Genomic DNA, 19,595 nt, shown 5'->3' with positions numbered 1-19,595 from the left:
TCTATTCGGCGCGCGACGGGGCCGCCGCCGGCGCACCGACGCGGCGGAGGATGTCGCGCAGGCCCGGCTCGTCCACCAGTTCGGCCGCGGCGGCGGGGCTGGCCCAGGTGATTTGCCGCTGCCCCTTCTCCGGAAACTCGGACGCGACGGAGGTCACGTCGAACCGGAAGACCAGCATCTCGCACGGCTCTTCCAATCCGCTCTCGCGCCGTTTGACCGTGCGGTAGCGGGCGAAAGGTGCGCTCGCGGCGGGGCCGGCGGTGACTCCGGCTTCCTCCCAGGCTTCGCGGCGGGCGGCGGAGACGGCGTCCATCCCCGCTTCGGGCCAGCCTTTGGGGATGATCCAGCGGCCGCGGCCGCGGCTGGTGACGAGGAGAATTTCCGGTCCGCTCTCGCTGCCGCGTACACAAAGGGCCGCCACCTGAAGCAGGCAGGGACGTTGGACCAGCGGTCGCAGGAACTCGTCGACCGCCAACTTCATCAGCGACATCACCAAACCGTTTCCTCTTCGCGGCAGAGCGTTGTCGTGGCGGTGGGGCCAGCGCGATGCGCCGGGAGAAGGCGGCCGATGGCCGACCCGCTGCACCGCGGAATCAGTATAAGCCGCAGCACCCGCTCCTGTCGCGAGGAACGGACGTTGCGCCTGCAGTCTGCCATTGAACCGCGATTGTCTCCGGATTGTGGCATAATTCAAGCCAATTGTTTGGGCGTGCTGTCTAAATGTTCGTCGATCGCCGGACGGCCGGGCAGGAGCCCGCGGCCTCGCGCCGGACCCCGCGCGCCGCCTCAGTCACAAAAGCCGCCGCGGGCATGTTGCCAGCACTGCGTGATCACGTTCTCCGTCACGCTGCTCGCTGCGGCCGCGTCACCGGCGATCACCGCCGCGGCAATCGCCTCACTGGCCGTCATCGACAGGTCGATCACGCTCGGAAACATGAGATAGGCGGCATAGCGGTAGCGCTGCGATTGCAGGCCGAGCGCGCCCAGAATGCGGATCAACGCCCGGTTGCCCGACATGGCGTGGATCGACTGGCGAAATGCGACGGTGGCGTGAAAGAAGTCGCGGATGTTGCCGCCGCTGCGCGCCCGCTCCAGCGCATCCAAGCGACGTTCGAGCGCCGCTTTGTGCTCGGCGTCGGTCGGGTTTTCAGCGGCCCCCGCGGCAGCGATCCCCTCCAGCGGGACGCAGCAGACGACGAGCTCGTCCAGCGTGCGGCGGTCGAGCGGAGCCACCATCAAACGGCGCGACTCGCTGCGCACCAGAAGCCCCTGCGCCGCCAGCTCGTGCAGCGCGCGGCGGACGGGCGAGCGTGAGATTCCGAAGCGCTCCGCCAAGGTCTCCTCCACCAGCCGTTCGCCTCCGGCAATCTCGCCGAAGATGATGGCTTCGACGAGCCGTTCGCGCACTTTCAGCACGAGATCATCGGGAACGATGGGATCGAAGGGATGGGCGGGCTGCATATTTGGCAAACGACAGATCGGATCGGCGCTCTATTCAAGCCTATATTTCATGCAAGCATGCATATTCGGCATCCCTGCGGCTCGACATCTGAACGGCGCGACACCGGATGCAGTACCGTTCGCTGCTGCGCCAATAGACTCAACATGTTGAACGCTGCGCAGAATTAGTCACCCCGCCCAGCGCGTCACCCTTGCTCAATGCTTCGCGTGGCGCATCGTTCCTTTCTTTCTCTGAAGCGCCGCTTCGCGGATGTCTGACCGCGCGAATCTTGCCGGGATCCACGCGCTGGACGCCGACCCCCGCTGCCTGGATCCAGCGGCCGAGGGGGCGGCGCGACGGGTCAGACGGGGACGGCAGGTCCGTCGGGCCGGCCGAGCTCGAACATTTCGCGCGCCACCGCGTAGTTGCGGTAGCCGCAACGGGCGAGCGGCTCGGCCCGTGCAGCGTCGAATTTGCCGTCGCTGACATAGGCATCGTCGATATGCACGGCGACGACTTGGCCGATCGTGAGGAAGCTGTCGGCGGACGCCCCGTCCAGCCCCGTCAGCTCCATCGTCTGCACCACCTTGCACTCGAACGCGGCGGGGCTCGCCTTGACGAAGGGCGGGCGGATGCGGCGCGAGGTGCCCATCTCGATGCCGGCCGCCGCGAACTCGTTGGCGCCGTCCGCGAGGTGGGCGGAGGACGCGTTCATCTTGTCCCGCAGCGCATAGGTGACGAGGCTGAGGGTGAACTCGCCCGTGGCCCTGGCATTGGCGGCCGAATGCTTCATCCCCTCCGACGAGAAGGCGACGAGGTTCGGCCGCGTGGAGATGGCGTTGAAGAAGGAGTAGGGGCCGAGATTGGGAATGCCGTCTTCGTTCAAGGTGCCGACCCAGCCGATCGGGCGGGGGGCGACGATCGCCTTGAAGGGGTCGAAGGAGAGCGCGGCGGGAAGATCGTCTTCGTAATACATCGGGGCTCCACGGGTGGCCCGCCCATGCGGGGAGGCGCGGTTAGGTCTAGGCCCCCTGGCGGGGGAGCGAAAGAGTTCGGCCGGGTCCGGCCCGGCGCTGGACGGGGCGGCGCGGCGGATGAGTGGCAATTGCGCGTCGGCGGCGATAACGTTCCGCGGTGGGCGGCGTCCAGGTAGGGCCGCCGTCCGGAACGAGGGTCTGAACGTGCGTATCTTCAAGCTGGGGCGCGGCAAGGGCGGCGCGGACGGCCTGCCCGCAACGGGCGAGGCTTCGGCCGGTGGCGCGAAAGCGCGGGCGTCCGCGCCCAAAGGCGGAGCGGAGCGCGGGGAGCGGACGGCGCTCGGCAAGGTCGCGCCGACCGAGGCCGCCGCCGACGCGGCCGCCAATCGCTGGCCCGCCACCAATGCCGCGCGCGTCTACACCATCGCCCGTGCGCAAAAGCCTGCCGGTGCGCTGGCCGGCCCCGCCGCGAAGGCGAACGGCAAGCGGCCGAACGCCGCCAAGGCCGCCGCGAAATGGGAGGCCGCGCTCGACCTGTCGGGGCTCGACTGGGCGGCCCACTTCGCCGCGGTCTCCGGCGCGGACGCCACGCCCCGCCGCATCGTCCAGTTCTGGGACAAGGCGCCGCCGGACGAGATCCGCACGCTGATCGATCAGGTGGCCCTCGTCGCCGCCGACACGGGCTACGAGCACGTCGTCTACACGCTGGAGAGCGCGCGCGCCCGCATCGCCGCCATGCCGGACGACGGCGTGCCCTGGCTGGCGCATTTCGACGATGCCTTCCACCCCGCCATGCAGGCCGACATCTTCCGCGTGCTGGAGCTCTACCACCACGGCGGCACCTATATCGACGCGGATATGACGCTCGCCCGGCCGATCCCCTACGCGCCGCCCACCGTACCGCTGTTCGCCCAGTGGACCGGCGAGATGCGCACCAACATCGCCAACTGGTTCCTGTCCTCGCCGCCGGGACATCCGCTCTTCGCTGCAATTTTGTCGGCCATCGCCGGACAGCTCGCCGACGCGGCGCGCGAGCCGGACGGGCGCTTCGCCAAAGTGAACCTCCTAAAGCTCACCGGCCCCGCGATCGTCGCCCGCGCGGTGGAGGATTATCTCGCCGAGGCGGGGCTGGGGGAGGGCGCGTCCGGCGTTCGTGCGCCGGCCGGCGTCATGCCGGTCGGCTGGTGCCACACGTTCGTAATGCCGGCGCGGCGCTTCCTCGCCAACCCGCCCCAGTACAAGCGCGAAGGGCTGCACTGGAAGCGCGAGGCGGCGGCCGACTGAGCCGTCCCGGCGCGCCGGGCCTCAGGCCGCTTCGGGGTAGGCGCTGCGGATCGCGGCGATATCGTCCAGCGTCGGCAGCGATTCCTCGTTGCCGAGGTGCTGCACGGCGAAGGCGGAGGCGGAACGGGCGAAGTCGAAATGCTCGGCCCACGAGAGGCCCGGCCGCTCCAGCGCGGAGTAGAAATAGGCGCCGTGGAACACGTCGCCCGCCCCGGAGGTGTCGACCACCGCCGTATGCGGCACGCCGAGCGCATGCATGGTCTTCGCCTCGCCGCCATTCTCGTAATAGACGAGGCCGCGCTCGCCCAATGTGACAGCGCCGGTCTTGACCCCGTGCGAGCGCAAATAGTCCAGCATCGCCAGCGGGTTGAGGTGCATCTGCTCGCACATGCGCTCGGAGATCGCGGCGACGTCGATATAGTTCAGCAGCTCGTCCGTGCCGGGGCGTGCCGAGCCGCCGTCCAGCGACGTCATAACGCCCATCTCGCGGCAGGCCTTGGCGTAGTGGAGCGCGGCGTCGTGCATGTGGCCGTCGATGTGGAGGCCGCGGATGCCGGAGAGGTTCAGCGTGGGGAAAGGGTGCAGGAATTGAGCGTCGCGGCAGCGCACGATGGCGCGCTTGCCGTCGTTCGGCATGATGAAGGAGAGCGAGGATTCGGCCACCTTGCGGCCGTGGACGGAGATTTTGTAGCGCGATGCCATGTCGAGGAACATGCGCGCCAGCCAGTCGTCCGCCTGCTGGCAGAGAAGGTCGCACTTGAGGCCCAGCTTCGCGGCGCAGAAGGCGGCGGTGGTGGCATTGCCGCCGAAGGCCACGGCGTAGTCGTCGGCGATCGTCTTCTCGTCGCCCGTGGGGATGCTATCGGCCAGGAAGGTGATGTCGATGTAGGCGTGGCCGATGAAGAGGGCCTCCATACGAAAACTCCATGTCTCGCGATGCCGCCACACGCGGGATCGGTGGGCGCGGATTCGGTGGCGCGCGCGGCGCGGGCCGCGGACGCTCCGGCGCGAAGAGGCACGCGCGGTGCCAACCGGAGCCGGGGCGGCCGCTCGCCGGATGGCCCCGTCCGCAGGGGCCGTCCGGTCATAGAGTGATGAAGGGCGCGGTGGAGCGCAAGCGCCCGCATCGCCTGCGGGTTACGCGCTCACGCCGTCATGAACGGCGCGTCCGGCGGCTCTCATTTCCGGGGTGGCCGGAGAACAAGGAGGGCCGTGGCCCGCCGTGTCGACGCAGGATCAGGGGCAGGGAACGCGCTCGTTGTACTGGTTCACGCAGCGCGGCGCGGTTTCGGAGCCGATGATCGCGCCCGCGGCACCGCCGACGACGGAGCTCGCGACCACTGCGCCCGCGCCGCCACCCGCGACGGCGGCGATGGTGGCGCCCGTCGCCGCCCCGAGCGCGCCGCCCACCAGCGCACGGTCGCCCTTGTTGTTGGAATTGCAGCCGGCGACGCTCAGCGCCACCAGGGCGATCGCGAAGATTTTCTTCATGGTCACTCCATCATCCAAGCGACAGCCAGGCGATGACAGAGGCGGCCTGGAGCGCAAAAATCACGAACACGATAGCCCGAAAAGGTTGCTTTCGGGTTTTGTGACGGATGAATTTTGCACCGATCAGGATGGCGGGGACCGCGCCGAGCGCGGCCATGGCATAAAAGACACGCTCCGGCACCCGGCGCCGCCCGGCGATGGCGGCGCGCTTGTCGTGCCGGAAGGCGATGAAGCAGACGAGGTTGACGAGGGCGAGCCAGAGGGCGGCGAGTGCGGGTAGCGTCATGCCTCCGGTATAGACGAGGCGGGACCGACTTTCGCGCCGCCCTGCTTGGAGGCGCCGTCTTTTGCACCACCGCTGCTGGTGTCGCGAGCGTTGCTCCCGCCTGTCCCGGCCGCGCCGGATTTCGCCGTGCCGGACCGACCCGAACCGGACTTCGCTGCGCCGGATCTGGATGCGCCCGACTTCACCGAACCGGACTTCACCGAACCGGACTTCGCCGAGCCTGATCTACCCGAGCCCGATTTTGCCGTGCCGCTCTTCGCGCTGCTTTTGGGCCGGGCGGGCTTGCTGCGCGGGCCGGGCTTTTCGCGCTGGGCTGAGCCTGTCCGCGCGCCGGGAGAGGGCGAGCGAACGGCGGGCGAGGCGGCTTCGGCCTTTTGCGTGGCGACCTTCGGAGCCGGATCTGCGGCGCTCGTCGTTGTCGTGGGGCCGGTGTCGTTCGAAGGCGCCTGCGGTGCGGGATCGGCACGCGCCGGATCGGCCGGCGCTGCGGCGGCCTGTTGCGCGGCCGCCCTGCTGGATGCCGGCTCGATCGGCGTCGCCGGGTCGACGAGCGCACGCGGACGCACCTCTGTGCCGCGAGAGGGGCGGGTTGCTGCGGGCGCGGCAAAGCTCTCGACCACCGCCGCGGCGATTCGCGCGGGGGCACTGTGGTGCACCATGTGACCGGCGGCCGGCACGAGGATCAGGCGCGCATGGCCGATGGTGGCGGCCAGGCGGCGGGCGTTCAGCGCCGGGTCGGCGATCCCGTCGCCGGTGCCGGCGATCACCGTTACCGGAACCGTGATGCGCCCATAGGCCCGCGACAGGCGGGCGGTCGCGCGCTCGACGAAGCGCCCGTCCTCGGCGCTGGCATCGAGCTGGGACGGGCGCGTGACCAGCCCGGCCGGGAAACTGTCGATATAACGCTGCGGCACCGGCTGCGGCGAGAAGGCGGCGCGGGTGACCGCCGGAAGGGCAGAGCGGGCGAGCATGGGGCTCACGGTGACGCGCGCCAGCGGTCCGACCAGCGGCACCTCGGGCATGCGCACCGCGGCGCTTTCGGGCCCGATACCGTCGGGGAAATAGAGGCCGCTGAGGAGGACGAGGGCGCCCGCCCGGCGCGGCTCGTGAACGGCGATGGAAAGCGCGGGCAACACGCCGTCACCATGGGCCACAAGGGTTGCGCCCTCCGCTCCGAGGCGGCTCATCAGGTGGGCGATGGCCCGGCCCTGCCGCTCGGGCGACCAGCGCACCCCGGCGGGGCGCTCCGAATAGCCGTAGCCCGGGCGGTCCACCACGATGAGCCGGTGCCCGGTGATCAGATGGTCCAGCACGCCGGACAGGAACCAGTCTTCCAGCGTGGTGCCGGAGCCGTGGATGAAGACGACGGCAGGCCCTTCGCCGATGTCGACATAATGGAGGGTGGTGCCCTCGACATCGAGGAAGCGGCCGGTGGGGGGATGGGTTTCTTCCGCCTGGCTCCGCGAGCGCTTCTGGTAGAGGTAGGCGCCGAGGAGGGCGGCGCCGCCATAGACCGCGGCCGCGCCCAGCCAGCCGCCCGACTTGGCCCAGCCGCTGCCCCGCCCCTGGACGCGCCCCTGCCCATGCCTATGCGCCTGCCCGTGCTCCAGACCACGCCCGGGCGCAGGGTGCGGTGGGCCGTTCGGCGCGGGTTCGACCGGCAGGCTGGCGTGGTCGGATCCGGTGTGGCGCATGGCCATGGTGCTGTCCCCGTTCGCTGGCGCCGGGGCGCGGGCTTGGATGCCCTCCCGGCCGGCCGTCCGGGGCCCGCCTCTCTCGGCGCACCGCAGGGCGACCCCGCACATGAAAACGCCGCGTTGCACCTTGTGGTGAACGCGGCGCCCTGACGGCACAACACGAGCGGTCCATCATTGGTTCCGCCGGCGAAGGGGCGGGCCGCCGGGGCGGCCCTCGTGAACTCCCGCCCTGACCGGGCGGCCGGCTTATTGCGCGGCGGGGGTGTTGGCTTCCACCGCCAGCTTCAACAGCGCCGGGATAGCCTGGGGCGCCGTCATCGCCGCGCCCATCACCTGGGCGAGCGGGACCGGGTTCGACGGGTTCGCCGCGATCGACAGCGACTGCGGGCTCGACAGGAAGGACGAGATCGCGCTCGACACGCTGTTGGCGAGCGCCACGTCGTTGGTCAGCATGGTGATCTGCGCGCCGACCTGCTCGGAGATGATCGCGGGATATTGCGCCGCAGGCATGCCCGACTGCTGGGCGATGGTGCTGAGCGCGAACTGCGTCACGCCCTCATCCTCGAAGCGGGCGCTGAAGCCGTCGATGGCGGCGGTGACGATCGCCTCCTGGACGCGGTTGGGATCGGCGAAGACGAAGCGCGGGATGCCCGACATCGCCGCGTTGATGGCGAGCCGGCCGACGCCGGTGATGCTGACGTCCTCGTCCAAGGTGACGCGCTGCGTCGCCTCGTCCCAGTTCAGCGCGACGACGCCGCTGGCCTCCACCGGATCGGCGCCGAGGGCGGTGGCCGCGCCTTGCAGCATCGGGTTCTGCAGCAGCGCCGCCGGGAAGCTGAGCCCCTGGAGCTCGACCGAAATCTCGGTCGGGATCGCCTCGACATAATTGCCGGTGCGCGTCTCGAACAGGCCGAGGGCGATGTCGCCGATCAGGCCGCTGGAGAAGTCGAGATCACCGATGGTGAAGCGGCCGATGAAGGGGATCGCCTTCAAGATGGTCTGCGGGTCAGGCTCCAGCCCGGCGACGGAGGCCATCATCGCGCTCATGAAGGCTTGGCGCTCGGGGAAGGCGACGTCGGCGAGCTCCACCTTGCCGAGCGAGCCGGAGGCCAGCGGCGACTGGATGGACAGCCCGTCGAAGGCGAGGCGGCCGAGGCCCCCTGCGTCGAGCTTTTCGATGGTGAAGCCGCCGATCTCGCCGCTCCCTTGCGGGGTGGCCACGGTCAGCCCGTCGATGGTGTAGGAGCCGAGGCCGAATGCGCCGTAGGTGTTGAGGAGCAGCTCGATCAGCACGCCGGGGTCGGGCTCGGCGTTGGTGGCGATGGCGTCATAGATGCCGTCGAGCTGCGGCAGGATCGGGCCGCGGCTGGAATCGATCGTGACATCGCTGACGTTGGCATCCCCGAGGCGCACGCTCATCACGTCGCCGGCGCCGAAGGTGATCGGCCCGGTGCTGAGCGAGCCCATGAAGGTCTGGGGCCCGTCCGTCGCGCCGCGCCCGGTCAGGAGACCGATGAGCGGCTTGAAGTCGAGCATCGCGCCTTCACCCGCACCATAGTTGATGGTGAGCGTGGTGGGCACGGCCGCACCCGCCGCCGCGTCGCCTCCCGCCTCGGCGCCGTCGATCGACTGGGTCGAGGAGCTGGCGCCGGTGGTGAAGGATTCCAGCATGCCGTCGCTGTAGCGGCCGAACGTGCTCGGACCATAGTCGAAAGACTGGGTGCTTCCATCCTGCGTCATGGTGCCGGTGATGCCGCCGAGCCGGGCGCTGTCGAAGCTCTGGTCCAGCATGGATTCGACGATCGGGATGAAGCGGGAGATCGGCCTCTCCGGATCGTCGACGATGGCGGGGAAGGGCTTCCAGGTGACATTCGTCACGCGGTAGTTGTTGAACGTCGCGTCGTAGGCGAAGCTTTCGGTCGCGCCCTCGGCGCTGATCGACAGGGACGACCGCGGTGCGGCGATGAGCGAGGCGCTGTAGGTTGCGCCGTCCTGCGCCAAGTCGCCGATCTCCAGCGTGGGGATCGTCATGGTGACGGTGACGTCGGCCGCGTCGGCAGGCCCGTCGCCGAGCATGATCTGCCAGCTCATCGAAACGTCGGTGGCGGTGATGGTGCCGTTCTCGTCGGACACGGCACCGACGGTGGCGGTCTCCGCGCCGAGCGTCTCGGGCGAGGTGAGGAAGCTTTGCACCGCGCCCAGAGCGTCGAACGCCGGGGGCGGGGCGGTTTCGGGTGCGGCAGTGTCCTGCGCGAATGCGCCGGCCGAGCTGAGGGTGACGGCGAAGGTTGCCGTTGCGATCGTGCGGAGCCGCATAGAGTTCCCTTCATTGATGCGCGTGACTGTTGCCCTCGAGCCACAGCCGGACGAGGTTCTGGCACACGTGGTGTCTTTGACCAACCCCTTAAAGCGGGCGGTGTTGGGGCACGCATCGGCACAATGGCGTGAAGGCGCCGCGACCGGAGGCGGGTGAAGGGGCAGGTGACCCCGCAGCGTTGCGGCGGCGCTAAACCTGGCGCGTCAAGGTGATGTCGTAGCTGAACACGGACGAGGGCAGGAGGCTGATCGCCACCAGCGCGCAGCCGTCGTCGATGGAGAAATACCGCCGGGTGAGCTTCAGCGCGCTTTCGCCGGGAGCGGCATCAAGCCGCGCCGCCGCCGTGGGCGAAAGCGTGGTGGCGACGATGGTCTGGCGGATCTCTTTGATGATCACGTTGTGGCGCTTTTCCACCAGCTTGTAGACGAGGTCGCCGAAGCCCGGCACCTCCTCGGCGATGTCGCCATACTCAGCCGCCACATAGACGTCGGTCCAGGCGACGGGGCGGGTGGTGTCGCGCGCCGTCTCGTGCCGGGTCTGGCCGATGCGCACCCAGCGGCGGCCGGGGCGGTTGTCCAGCTCGCGGGCGAAGGCCTCGTCGGCGATGAAGGGCTCGATACCGTGCACGGTGCGCGTCGTCGGCCCGGCGAACTGCATGAGATCGCCCGACGCGCGCATGGTGTGGACGTAAAGCGGCGCCACCTCGGTCGCCAAGACCCGCGTCGCCGCGCCCTGGTGGCGGTTGACGAGGCCGAGCGCCTGAAGCTGGGCGAGCGCGGTGCGCACCGTCGCGCGGCTGACACCGAACTGGCGGCAAAGTTCGGACTCCGGCGGCAAGGCGTCGCCGACGGCGTAGGTGCCGCCTGTCATGGCCTCGATCATGTGCTGGGCGACCTCGTCGGAGCGTCGTTTCATGGTTCCGGTGCGCCTCCTCTCCTATGGGGAACCTGCTTGACATAAGAGCGCGCTGAAGACTAGCGTCCGCACAAGATGACTTGTTCGAATAAGTCGCGTGGGTGCAGCCGCGATGACCGGCGCGCCAGGGGAGGGACGATGAGCGGGGCACATGTTGCCGGTGCGACGGCGGCCACCGGAGCCGCAGGCGTTGAAGACGCCGAAAAGGCCGCCGCCTACGACGCGGAAGGTGCGGACCGGCTGTTCGGTCCCGTCCTCACTCGCGCGCTGATCGTCGCCTCCTGCGCCTACGCGCTGTTCCACCTCGCGGTGCTGAACTTTTGGTCGATCGACGAGTGGATGTACCGCGTCCTCCACGTGAACCTCGGCGCGGTCATTGCCTTCGTGGCGCTGCGCGGCTTCAGCTTCGAGCGCGGCACGCGGATCACCGTGTACGACGTCCTGCTGATCGCCGCGGCGCTCGCCTGCACGGTCTATGTCGGCGTCAATCTCAACCAGTTGATGATGCGCGCGGGGGTGATCACCACGCCGTGGGACTTCGCGTGCGGGGTCGCCGGTACGCTGGTGGTGATCGAGTTCGCGCGGCGCACCTCGGGCGTCGTGCTGCCGTTGATCGCGCTCGCCTTCGTGTCGTACATCTTCATCGGCCCGTGGCTGCCGGGCATCCTGCGCCACTCCGGGTTCGAGACCGCCAACGCCTTCTCCTTCCTCTACAGCCAGGACGCCATCTTCGGCCTGACGGTGGGAGCCTCGTCGCGCTACATCATCATCTTCGTCGCGTTCGCGGTGTTCCTGCAGGCGTCGGGCGTGGGTGATTATTTCATGCGCGTTGCCATGGCGGTGTTCGGTGCGGCGCGCGGCGGGCCGGGTAAGGTGTCGGTGTTCTCCGGCCTCTTCTTCGGCACGATCTCCGGCTCGGCGGTCGCCAACGTGGTGGCGTCGGGAACGTTCACGATCCCGCTGATGCGCCGGCTCGGCTACTCCAAGGAAGATTCCGGCGCGATCGAGGCGACCTCGTCCTCGGGTGGGCAGCTCGTGCCGCCGGTGATGGGGGCGGGCGCCTTCATCATGGCCGAGATCACCGGCATTCCCTATGCGGAGATCATCCTCGCCGCGGCGCTGCCGTGCCTGCTCTTCTACGCGGCGATGTACATGAACGTTGACAAGCATGCCCGGCGCAATCATCTGCACGGGGTGAAGCGGGCGGACCTGCCGACCTTCGCCAGCCTGAAGAACGACGTCTTCCTGCTGCTGCCGCTCTACGTGCTCCTCTACATCCTCCTGTCCGGCTACTCGATCATCGCGGCCGGCACCTGGGGCCTCGTCTCGACGCTGATCGTGATGCTGGGGCGGGAGTTGAAGCTGCATTCGGCGGTGCTGGCGCTGCCGGCCGTCCTCTACACGCTGGCGCCCTTCTCCGGTTTCGCGATCAACGTCGCCTGCCTGTGGGCGAGCCTCGCGGCGGCGGCGGCGATGCTGGTGGCCGCGCTCGCCACGGGCCGCAGCGCACGCGGCGTGCTTCCGGCGCTCGGCTCGGCCTGCCTCAACGGCTTTTCGGACACCACGCGCAAGTCGCTGCAGCTCATCTCGGTGATGGCGTGCGCGGGCATCGTGGTGGGCGTGCTCGGCCTCACCGGGCTGTCGGGCCGGTTCTCCTCGGTGCTGCTCGACGTGGCGGGCGATAACCTGATGGTCGCCTTCATCCTCGCCATGGCGGTGTCGATCATCCTCGGCATGGGCATGCCGACGACCGCGGCCTACGCCATCGCCGCATCCGTGGTGGCGCCGGCGCTGCAGCAGATGGGCGTGGAGGCGCTGGCGGCGCACATGTTCGTGTTCTACTGCGCGGTCATCTCGGCGATCACGCCTCCGGTGGCGATCGCCGCGTTCGCGGCCTCGGCGCTGTCGGGCGGCAAGCCGTGGGCGACGTCGGTCCGCGCGATGCGCTTCGGCCTCGCCGCGTTCCTGCTGCCGTTCATGTTCTACACCAGCCCGGAAATCCTGCTCCTCGGCCATTGGGGCATGACGGTCTTCGTGTTCGCCACGGCGCTGGTGGCGGTCTACCTCTTCGCCACCGCCAGCGAGGCCTACATGTTCGGCCCCATCGGACCGGCGGAGCGGGCGGTGGCGCTCATCGCGGGCATTCTCATCCTGTGGGCGAGCATCCCGACCGACATCGCCGGGCTCGTTCTGGCGGCGGCGCTCTTCGCCTGGTGCCGCTGGCGCCACCGCAGCCTCGCCCCGGCGTGAACGCACCTCAATCAAATCAACTCGGGAGGACGACAATGACGAAACGCAACACCTGGCTGACCGCGACCGCCGTGGCGGCGGTGCTCGCCATGGCCGCGCCGGCGATGGCGCAGGACATGCCCTCGTCGATGACGATCGCGACGGCGGCGCCCGGCGGCGTCTACGCGGTCTATGGCGAGGGTCTCGCCAAGATCATCACCGACGAGGTCGGCATTCCCACCTCCACGCGCCAGACGCAGGGCCCGCCGCAGAACCTCATCCTTCTGATGGGCGGTCAGACGGAAATCGGCCTCGTCACCTCCGGTCCCGCTCTCGAGGCGATGGAAGGCACGTCCGAGCTGATGCCGGGCAAGTCCTATGACGGCATGCGCGCGCTGGTGGCGATGTATCCGACCGCGTTCCAGATGATCGCGCTGAAGGACAGCGGCATCGACTCGCTGGACGATCTGGCGGGCAAGCGCGTCGGCTCCGGTCCGCGCGCGGGCACCGGCGGCGTCTACTGGGTGCGCTGGCTGGAGTCGCTCGGCATCGAGGCCAACATGCAATATGGCAGCTCCAGCGACCAGACGAGCCAGCTCGCCGACGGCCGGCTCGACGCCTTCATCCTCGCCGGCGGCATGCCCCACCCGTCCTTCTCCGAGCTGGAGACCACGCAGGACGTGACGATCTTCGGCATGAGCGAGGAGACGCGCGCCAAGCTGATCGAGGCCAACCCGTCGGCGGTGCCGTTCGACATTCCGGCCAGCACCTACAAGTCCGTCGACACGGATCTGGCGACGGCGGCGATGTGGAACTTCGTGGTCGTCGACGAGTCGATGCCGGAGGAATTGGCCTACGGGATCACCAAGGCGATCCTGGAGAACAACGACCGGCTGAAGGCGACCCATGCGGCCGCCAAGGACACGCTGGCCGAGAACATCACGAAGGACACGTTCATTCCGCTGCATCCGGGTGCCGCGCGCTACTATGCCGAGATCGGCGTGGACGTGCCCGACGCCATCAAGCCGGTCGACTGAGCGGGGCGATGATGAGTGCGATCGTCGACGGTCTTCTGGCCGCAACGCCCGCCTTTCGCGACACGGCGCGGCTGTTCGATGACCGGTCGACGGTCGAGGCCTATCTGGAGTTCGAGCGCGCCTTGGCCGAGGTGCAGGGCGCGCTCGGTGTGATCCCCGCGGCGGCGGCCGAGCGTGTCGCCGCCTTGTGCCGGGCCGATTCCGTCGACCTCGACGCGCTGCGAGACGGGGCGGGGCGCGTCGGCTATCCGATCGTTCCGCTGGTTGCGATGCTGGCGGAGCGGGCCGGAGCGGACGGGGAGTGGCTGCATTTCGCCACCACCTCCCAGGACGCGATGGATACCGGGCTGGTGCTCCAGCTCGTCGCCGCGCGACCGCTGGTGATGGGGCCGCTGGACGAGGCGATCGGCACCCTCGCGGCATTGACGCAGGCGCACCGCGCGACGCCGATGGCCGGGCGCTCCAAGCTGCAGCACGCGGCGCCGATCACCTTCGGCTACCGCTGCGCCGTGTGGCTCGACCAGATCGCGCGGCGGGCGGCGGCGCTTTCGGCGGCGTTCGACGCGGCGGCGGTGGTGCAGTTCGGCGGCGCGGTGGGGACCCTGTCGGCGCTGGGCGCAGACGGAGCGCCGGTGCGCGCCGCTCTCGCCCGGAGGCTCGGCCTCGGCGTTCCCGACATCACCTGGCACGTCAGCCGCGACCGGCTGGCCGACCTCGTCCACGCGCTGGTGGCGGCGCAGGCAGCGCTCGCCAAGATGGCGGGGGACATCACCTTCCTCATGTCCACCGAGGTGGCGGAGCTGCGCGAACCCTATGCGGCGGGGCGGGGCAGCTCCTCCACCATGCCGCAGAAGCGCAATCCTGTGCTGTGCGAGGCCATCATCGAGGCGGCGCGGCGGGGGCGGTCGGCCCCGGCGGAGATGCTGGAGGCGATGCTGCAGGACCAGGACCGCGCCATCGGCACCAGCTATCTGGAGCGCGGCGCCATCGTCAGCGCGGTGACGTTGACGGCGGGGGCCGCGGCGGTCGCGCGTGATCTCCTCGCCGGGCTGGAGGTGGACACGGAACGCATGGCCTCCAACCTGGGCGCCACCCACGGTCTCATCTATGCCGAGGCGGCGATGATGGCACTCTCGGCGACCCACGGCCGGGTGGCGGCGCACAGTCTGCTGCACGGCCTCTGCCACACGGCGGCGGCCACGGGGCGCGACCTCGCCGCCGTCGCCGCGGAGGAGGGCTACGCTCTGCCGCCCGCCGTGTTCGACGTCGCCGGTAGCCGCGGCGCGCAGGATGTGATGATCGACGCGGTGCTCGCCCGCATTGCGGCGGCGCACGGCGGCGCGGTCGACGGCGGCGCGCCGGAACGCCCTGTCGCGGCCGAAGCCTGACCTCGCGGAAGCCTCACGTCGAGGAGGCCTGGCGTCGCGGAAGCCGGACGTGGCGGCCAACGCCAGGCGTCGCGGGAGGTGGTGCGAGCGATTAACTGGTGGCGGTCGTCTTTACAAAATATCGTACCTTTGGGCGCCGCTGCCTTACTCGTGACAGCCCTTTCAGTATAGGCTCTGCTCCATAACGCTGTTGTTTATTTGCAATTTCGTATTGGAGCGCGTTGTGGCGACGATTGATGGCACTCCCGCAGGTGAGCTACTGCCGGGCACTCCCGGCGACGACTGGATCGACGGGTTCGGCGGCAACGACACGCTGACCGGCCTCGGCGGGGCGGACGTTCTCATCGGCGGCCCCGGGGACGACAGTCTCGACGGCGGCGAGGGCGACGATCTGCTCGCCGGCAACACCGGCGCCAACACCCTGGCGGGCGGCGCCGGTGACGACGTCTACCGTGTGGAGAGCGAGGCCGACACGGTCGTCGAGGCGGCGGACGAGGGCTACGACATCGTCTACCTGCGCCTGTTCTACGATGGCTGGGTCTACGAGGTGCCGGACCACGTCGAGATGCTCTCGGCGGTCCCGTCCGGCTCCGGCACGCTGATCGGCGGTGCGGCGGACGATTCCCTCGTCGGCAGTCAGAACGGCCTCACGACCATCCTCGGCAACGGCGGCGACGATACGATCCGCGGCAACGAGGCGTTCGGCGTCGTCGCCCAGGGCGGCGCGGGCGACGACGTCTACATCCTCTACGGCGTGGCGGGCGACCTCGTGACGGAGAACTCCGACGAGGGGTTCGACACGATCGTCGCCTTCAGCACCATCACGCTGGCGGAGAACGTGGAGGGGCTGGAACTGCGCGCCGGCGCGGTCGCCGGGACCGGCAACGCCTCCGACAATGTGATGACCGCCTTCGGGCCCAACAAGACGCTCTACGGCCTCGGCGGCGACGACGCGCTGACGAGCGAGGGCACCTACGTCGCGCTCCATGGCGGCGATGGCGACGACACGCTGAGGTCCGCGTTCGGCTTAGACACGCTCTACGGCGGGGCCGGCAACGACGTCTACGTTGTGGTCGAGGGCTCGCGGCGCAATCTGATCGAGGCGCCGGGCGAGGGTCACGACACCGTCTACGTCACCGGCTCGGCCTTTCTGCCGGACGATTTCGAGGACCTCTATCTGATCGGCGAGGGGTCGGGCGGAAGCGGCAATTCCGCGGATAACCTGCTGGACGCCAGCGGGTCCGTGGCGCCCTATGTCAGCCTCAGCGGCGACTATGGCAACGACACGCTGATCGGCAACGACGCCGAAAACTACCTCAGCGGCGGCGCCGGCACGAACGCGCTGATCGGCGGCGGAGGCGATGACCGGTACGTCGTCAACGACGGTCGCGACACGATCATCGAGGTGGAGGGCGGCGGTCACGACGAGGTGTGGCTCTACGCCTCCGCCTACACTCTTCCCGACCACGTCGAGGATCTGCGGGTGCGGACCTGGGACGACGTGCTGGCGGTCGGCAACGCGCGCGACAACCTCGTCACCGGCTATCGCGGCGACGACACGGTCGACGGCGGGGCAGGCGCGGACACGCTGCGGGGCAATATCGGCGACGATGTCGTCATCTCCGATACGCCGGAGGACGTGGTCAATGGCGGCGACGGCCAGGACACCTTGCGTGCGGCCTATGACGTCACCGTGGGGAACGAGTTCGAGCACATCGAGCTGACCGGCAGCGCGGTGCGGGCGACGGGCGACGCGGGGGTCAACCGGCTGACTGGCAACGCCGCGGACAATGTGCTGTCCGGCGGCGCCGGGGACGACAGCCTTTATGGCCGCGACGGCGACGACACGCTGAACGGCGACAGCGGCAGCGACCGGATGTACGGCGGGGCGGGCGACGACGTCTACTATGTGGAGACGCCCGGCGATCAGGTCATCGAATCTTTCGGCAAGGGCACGGACACCGTGGTTGCGAGCTTCTACGGCTATGTCCTGCCGCGCTATGTCGAGCGTCTCATCGTCACAGCGGGGCTCACCGGGAACGACTATTATGGGGTCGGCAACACGCTGATCGGCCATGACGGCGGGGTGACGCTGATCGGCAATGCCGACCGTAACGCGCTGATCGGCGGGGCGGGCCATGACAGCCTGAACGGTGGTGCGGGCCGCGACACGCTGACCGGCGGTCGCGGTGACGACACGCTGAACGGCGCCGACCCGCGCGACGGGACGGCCGACATTCTGGACGGCGGTGCAGGCGATGATCTTTACATCATCGACAGCCCCAAAGAGGTGATCGTCGAGGAGGCGGACGGCGGGACGGATACGATCCTCAGCGATCTCGCCATCACGATCCTGCCGGACGAGGTGGAGAACCTTCGCATGACCGACGAAGCGCGGGATGCGGAGGGCAACAGCCTCGCCAACGCGCTCCACGGCAACGCCGGGGCGAACCTCCTGCGGTCCTATCTGGGTGACGACACCCTGGTGGGGTATGGCGGTGACGACCTGCTGCGCGGCGGCGGCGGCGACGATCTCGTCAACGGGGGCAACGGCCTTGACACGATGAAGGGCGGGTCGGGCGACGACACCTTCATCGTCTACGGCACGCGGGACGACGTCGTCATCGAGGCGGAGGACGCCGGCACGGACAGGGTGATCGCCTACGTGGAGGACTACCACCTGGCGCGGCATGTGGAGACGCTGCAGCTTGCGTCCACCGTCGTGGCCGGTTTCGGCAATGCGGAGAGCAATCTGCTTCTCGGCAACACGCTTGCCAACGTGATGAACGCGGGCGCCGGGGCGGACACGCTGGACGGAGGCACCGGCGCCGACACGCTGACGGGCGGCGCGGGGGCGGACCTCTTCGCGTTCGCGCCGGGGGACGCCGGTGCCGGGCCCGCTGCGCGCGACGTGATCACCGATTTCGAAGGCGGTGAGGACGTGATCGACCTGTCCGCGTTCGGCGCCGACGGAGCGGACGGCGGAGGCCAGCCACTCGTCTATGTGGGGACGGACGCCGTCACGGCGCGGGGCCAGGTGGGGGCGGTGGAGGTCGAAGGCGGTGTTCTCCTCGGCATCAATACCGCGGGTTATGCTGCGCCCGAGCTGGAGATTTTCCTCGCCGGAGCGGGTGTTCCGCTTGGGACCGACTTTCTCCTCTGACGGATGGGCGAGGCGCTGCGGCCGTCTGCGGCCTTGATGCGCCACGGCATTCGGCGCAACTGATCGGCCGAGGGGGCGCGTTCCGGAGCCTCCGGCCAAAGAAGGGAGTTGCCGTGTCGCAGGAGATCGAACGCCGCACCGGCGCAGATCGTGGCCATGAAGGCGCCCGCGGGCAGGATGGCCGAGACCACAGTCATGACGCGCACCGCCACGGCGGCCACAACCACGGCGGACATGACCACGGCGGACATGGCCACGGCGCACACGATCATGCGGGGCATGGTCATGGCGGGCACGGTCATGGTGGGCATGGTCATGGTGGGCACGGCCATCACGGTCACGTTCACCTCGACCCGTCGAGCGGCGACGTCAGAGTGACGCTCGCCATCTGGGCGAATGCGCTGTTGACCGTGGCGCAGGTGATCGGCGGCATCTTGTCCGGCAGCCTCGCCCTCGTGGCCGATGCGCTGCACAATTTCTCCGACATGGCGTCGTTGGTGATCGCGCTGGCGGCCCGCAAGATCGCCCGCCGCCCGGCCGACGAGCGCATGACCTTCGGCTACGGCCGCATCGAGATCGTCGCCGCCCTCATCAACTATACGACGCTCATCGTGGTCGGCGTCTATCTCGTCTACGAGGGGATCATGCGGCTGATCGAGCCGTCCGAGGTAGCGGGCTGGACCGTCGTCATCCTCGGCGCCGTCGCCCTGGTGATCGACGCCTTCACCGTCGTTCTGACGTTCAAGATGCAGCGGGACAGCGTGAACATCCGCGCGATGTTCCTGCACAACCTGTCCGATGCGCTCGCCTCGGTGGCGGTGGTGTGCGGCGGTATCCTCATCATCCTCTACGATATCCGCTGGATCGACCCGGCCATCACACTGGCGATCGCCGCCTACATCCTCTACCTCGCGGCGATCGAAATCGGTGGTCCGGTGCGCACGCTGATGCTGGGGAGCCCGCCCGATATGGATCCGGCGGCCGTGCTTGCCACCATCCGCGCCGTCGACGGCGTGGAGGATGTCCACCACGTTCACCTCTGGCAGATGCAGGAGCACGAAGTTGCGCTCGACTGCCACATCGTCGTCCCGCCGCACCGGCTGGGGGAGGTCGACGCGATCAAGGGTGCGATCAAACGGGCGATCGCAGCGGCCCATGGGATCGGCCACAGCACGCTGGAGTTCGAGAGCGAGCCCTGTGAAGCGGGGGACATGCCGGTGTTCGGCCACGCCGGCTGAGCGGGGCGCCGGCGCATCGGCCGGCGTTGGCACGCTGCGCGAGGGTGGCGCAGCCGGCGCATGGCAAGCATATTGCGTCCCGCGTCACTTCGTGCGGGGCGACAGCGTGGCGGCGTCGGCCGATGCCGCGAC

The 19,595-nt window shown here is 69.2% G+C and carries 16 protein-coding genes; 7 read left to right on the top strand and 9 right to left on the bottom strand.

Annotated features, from left to right (window positions below):
* Nucleotide 1: 1 nt before the first annotated feature.
* The 3 genes from BIX52_RS06880 to BIX52_RS06870 form a co-directional block, all read right to left on the bottom strand.
* The gene (locus tag BIX52_RS06880) at nt 2-490 is read right to left on the bottom strand and encodes an NUDIX hydrolase (RefSeq protein ID WP_075220741.1); all 489 of its coding nucleotides are present in this window, start codon (nt 488-490) and stop codon (nt 2-4) included.
* A 296-nt stretch (nt 491-786) separates the two neighbouring features.
* Nucleotides 787-1,461, bottom strand: a complete 675-nt coding sequence (locus BIX52_RS06875; RefSeq protein WP_075220316.1) for a GntR family transcriptional regulator — start codon at nt 1,459-1,461, stop codon at nt 787-789.
* Between the two features lie 341 nt (nt 1,462-1,802).
* A complete protein-coding gene (locus BIX52_RS06870; RefSeq protein WP_075220315.1) occupies nt 1,803-2,417 on the bottom strand; it encodes a flavin reductase family protein in 615 nt (204 codons plus the stop codon).
* Between the two features lie 205 nt (nt 2,418-2,622).
* Here BIX52_RS06870 and BIX52_RS06865 point away from each other — a divergent pair, with 205 nt between their 5' ends.
* Nucleotides 2,623-3,702, top strand: coding sequence for a glycosyltransferase family 32 protein (locus BIX52_RS06865; protein WP_075220314.1), 1,080 nt, complete (start codon nt 2,623-2,625; stop codon nt 3,700-3,702).
* 21 nt (nt 3,703-3,723) lie between these two features.
* Here BIX52_RS06865 and BIX52_RS06860 read toward each other — a convergent pair whose 3' ends face one another.
* The 6 genes from BIX52_RS06860 to BIX52_RS06835 all read right to left on the bottom strand — a co-directional run bounded on the left by BIX52_RS06860 (nt 3,724) and on the right by BIX52_RS06835 (nt 10,408).
* Nucleotides 3,724-4,617 carry a sugar kinase gene (locus BIX52_RS06860; protein WP_075220313.1) on the bottom strand — a complete coding sequence of 298 codons (894 nt, stop codon included), beginning with the start codon at nt 4,615-4,617 and terminating at the stop codon, nt 3,724-3,726.
* Nucleotides 4,618-4,938: 321 nt separating this feature from the next.
* Nucleotides 4,939-5,193, bottom strand: a complete 255-nt coding sequence (locus BIX52_RS06855; RefSeq protein ID WP_075220312.1) for a bacteriocin — start codon at nt 5,191-5,193, stop codon at nt 4,939-4,941.
* Nucleotides 5,194-5,203: 10 nt separating this feature from the next.
* Nucleotides 5,204-5,479, bottom strand: a complete 276-nt coding sequence (locus BIX52_RS06850) for a DUF1294 domain-containing protein (protein ID WP_075220311.1) — start codon at nt 5,477-5,479, stop codon at nt 5,204-5,206.
* The gene (locus tag BIX52_RS06845) at nt 5,476-7,179 is read right to left on the bottom strand and encodes an alpha/beta fold hydrolase (RefSeq protein ID WP_075220310.1); all 1,704 of its coding nucleotides are present in this window, start codon (nt 7,177-7,179) and stop codon (nt 5,476-5,478) included. The genes BIX52_RS06850 and BIX52_RS06845 overlap by 4 nt, the downstream gene beginning before the upstream one ends.
* A 243-nt stretch (nt 7,180-7,422) precedes the next feature.
* Nucleotides 7,423-9,492, bottom strand: a complete 2,070-nt coding sequence (locus BIX52_RS06840; RefSeq protein WP_075220309.1) for a hypothetical protein — start codon at nt 9,490-9,492, stop codon at nt 7,423-7,425.
* 190 nt (nt 9,493-9,682) lie between these two features.
* Nucleotides 9,683-10,408 carry a GntR family transcriptional regulator gene (locus BIX52_RS06835; RefSeq protein WP_075220308.1) on the bottom strand — a complete coding sequence of 242 codons (726 nt, stop codon included), beginning with the start codon at nt 10,406-10,408 and terminating at the stop codon, nt 9,683-9,685.
* A gap of 138 nt (nt 10,409-10,546) precedes the next feature.
* On the opposite strand from BIX52_RS06835, the gene BIX52_RS06830 reads away from it, so the two are divergent.
* The 6 genes from BIX52_RS06830 to BIX52_RS06805 all read left to right on the top strand — a co-directional run bounded on the left by BIX52_RS06830 (nt 10,547) and on the right by BIX52_RS06805 (nt 19,463).
* Nucleotides 10,547-12,658 carry a TRAP transporter permease gene (locus BIX52_RS06830; RefSeq protein ID WP_075220307.1) on the top strand — a complete coding sequence of 704 codons (2,112 nt, stop codon included), beginning with the start codon at nt 10,547-10,549 and terminating at the stop codon, nt 12,656-12,658.
* 35 nt (nt 12,659-12,693) lie between these two features.
* On the top strand, nt 12,694-13,674 hold the full coding sequence (locus BIX52_RS06825; protein ID WP_075220306.1) for a TAXI family TRAP transporter solute-binding subunit: 981 nt from the start codon (nt 12,694-12,696) through the stop codon (nt 13,672-13,674).
* An 8-nt stretch (nt 13,675-13,682) separates the two neighbouring features.
* Nucleotides 13,683-15,062: a class-II fumarase/aspartase family protein gene (locus BIX52_RS06820; protein ID WP_075220305.1), complete on the top strand. Its 1,380-nt coding sequence runs from the start codon at nt 13,683-13,685 to the stop codon at nt 15,060-15,062.
* Nucleotides 15,063-15,285: 223 nt separating this feature from the next.
* Nucleotides 15,286-18,225, top strand: a complete 2,940-nt coding sequence (locus BIX52_RS06815; RefSeq protein ID WP_075220304.1) for a M10 family metallopeptidase C-terminal domain-containing protein — start codon at nt 15,286-15,288, stop codon at nt 18,223-18,225.
* Between the two features lie 177 nt (nt 18,226-18,402).
* A complete protein-coding gene (locus BIX52_RS23445) occupies nt 18,403-18,603 on the top strand; it encodes a hypothetical protein (protein WP_170126407.1) in 201 nt (66 codons plus the stop codon).
* Nucleotides 18,600-19,463, top strand: coding sequence for a cation diffusion facilitator family transporter (locus tag BIX52_RS06805; protein WP_075220302.1), 864 nt, complete (start codon nt 18,600-18,602; stop codon nt 19,461-19,463). Before BIX52_RS23445 ends, BIX52_RS06805 begins: the two co-directional genes overlap by 4 nt.
* Nucleotides 19,464-19,595: the final 132 nt, after the last annotated feature.

Source organism: Acuticoccus yangtzensis, from assembly GCF_001927245.1.
Taxonomy (GTDB): Bacteria; Pseudomonadota; Alphaproteobacteria; order Rhizobiales; family Amorphaceae; genus Acuticoccus; species Acuticoccus yangtzensis.
This window is presented reverse-complemented; position numbering and strand designations above follow the sequence as displayed.

Bases quoted from the DNA above. Each gene is read 5' to 3' on its own strand.
- BIX52_RS06880 (WP_075220741.1), bottom strand. From the start codon at position 490: ATGTCGCTGATGAAGTTGGCGGTCGACGAGTTCCTGCGACCGCTGGTC.
- BIX52_RS06875 (WP_075220316.1), bottom strand. From the start codon at position 1,461: ATGCAGCCCGCCCATCCCTTCGATCCCATCGTTCCCGATGATCTCGTG.
- BIX52_RS06870 (WP_075220315.1), bottom strand. From the start codon at position 2,417: ATGTATTACGAAGACGATCTTCCCGCCGCGCTCTCCTTCGACCCCTTC.
- BIX52_RS06860 (WP_075220313.1), bottom strand. From the start codon at position 4,617: ATGGAGGCCCTCTTCATCGGCCACGCCTACATCGACATCACCTTCCTG.
- BIX52_RS06855 (WP_075220312.1), bottom strand. From the start codon at position 5,193: ATGAAGAAAATCTTCGCGATCGCCCTGGTGGCGCTGAGCGTCGCCGGC.
- BIX52_RS06850 (WP_075220311.1), bottom strand. From the start codon at position 5,479: ATGACGCTACCCGCACTCGCCGCCCTCTGGCTCGCCCTCGTCAACCTC.
- BIX52_RS06845 (WP_075220310.1), bottom strand. From the start codon at position 7,179: ATGGCCATGCGCCACACCGGATCCGACCACGCCAGCCTGCCGGTCGAA.
- BIX52_RS06840 (WP_075220309.1), bottom strand. From the start codon at position 9,492: ATGCGGCTCCGCACGATCGCAACGGCAACCTTCGCCGTCACCCTCAGC.
- BIX52_RS06835 (WP_075220308.1), bottom strand. From the start codon at position 10,408: ATGAAACGACGCTCCGACGAGGTCGCCCAGCACATGATCGAGGCCATG.
- BIX52_RS06830 (WP_075220307.1), top strand. From the start codon at position 10,547: ATGAGCGGGGCACATGTTGCCGGTGCGACGGCGGCCACCGGAGCCGCA.
- BIX52_RS06825 (WP_075220306.1), top strand. From the start codon at position 12,694: ATGACGAAACGCAACACCTGGCTGACCGCGACCGCCGTGGCGGCGGTG.
- BIX52_RS06820 (WP_075220305.1), top strand. From the start codon at position 13,683: ATGATGAGTGCGATCGTCGACGGTCTTCTGGCCGCAACGCCCGCCTTT.
- BIX52_RS23445 (WP_170126407.1), top strand. From the start codon at position 18,403: ATGGCCGAGACCACAGTCATGACGCGCACCGCCACGGCGGCCACAACC.